Origin of the sequence: Bifidobacterium sp. B4081 (assembly GCF_026537335.1) — a bacterium.
In the GTDB taxonomy this organism is placed as follows: Bacteria; Actinomycetota; Actinomycetes; order Actinomycetales; family Bifidobacteriaceae; genus Bombiscardovia.
In genome coordinates, this window is sequence record NZ_JAFNMM010000014.1 from 1 (window position 1) to 702 (window position 702).

1 protein-coding gene and 1 pseudogene are annotated in these 702 nt (G+C 65.7%); both read left to right on the forward strand.

The window, feature by feature from the left end:
• Positions 1-413, forward strand: a 413-nt coding sequence (locus tag J3T92_RS09455; RefSeq protein ID WP_267401284.1) for a carbohydrate ABC transporter permease, incomplete at its 5' end; no start/stop codon positions are given.
• Positions 410-702: pseudogene (locus J3T92_RS09460) on the forward strand (carbohydrate ABC transporter permease); the annotation flags it as partial. The gene J3T92_RS09455 and the pseudogene J3T92_RS09460, both read left to right, overlap by 4 nt.

A 702-nucleotide genomic window follows, 5' to 3' on the forward strand; every position in this document is an offset into this window, starting at 1 on the left:
CGATCGGGAACATCAACACGTGGGAGTTCACGGGGTATAACATGCTGATCTTCTATTCGTCGCTGTCGACGGTGCCGCGCTCCCTGTATGAGGCGGCGGCGATCGACGGGGCGGGCGAGTGGCAGGTGGTGCGCCGGGTGAAGCTGCCGGAGCTGCGGGGCTCGCTGGCGATCACGGTGATCTTCAGCATCATCGGCTCCTTCCAGCTGTTCAACGAGCCGAGCGTGATGCAGAACATGGTGCCGGGCAATGCGATCACGACGTATTACACGCCGAACATGTATGCGTATAATCTGAGTTTTTCGGGCAATCAGTCCAATTATGCGGCTGCGCTGGCCATCGTGATGGCGGCGTTGACGATGCTGGTGGCGTATGCGGTGCAGCTGCGGAGCATGAGGGAGCAGATGCGATGAGCGTGCTGGATGCTGAAGGCCGCAGGGTGCGGGCGGGGGAGCGTGCGCGGGCGCGCCGGGTGGCGGCGGACGAGCGGGCGGAGCGGCGGCGTGCGGCGTCGACCGGGTTCTCGAACCCGTCGAACCCGCGCCGGTCGGTGTGGCTGACGCTGGCGTGCGGCGTGTTCGCCCTGTACTGCCTGTTCCCGTTCGCCTACCTGCTGGTGAACGCGACGAAGACGCAGGCGGACTTCACGAGCACGTTCGGCCTGGGGCCGGGCCGCTCGTTCGCCCTGTGGGAGAACATCCG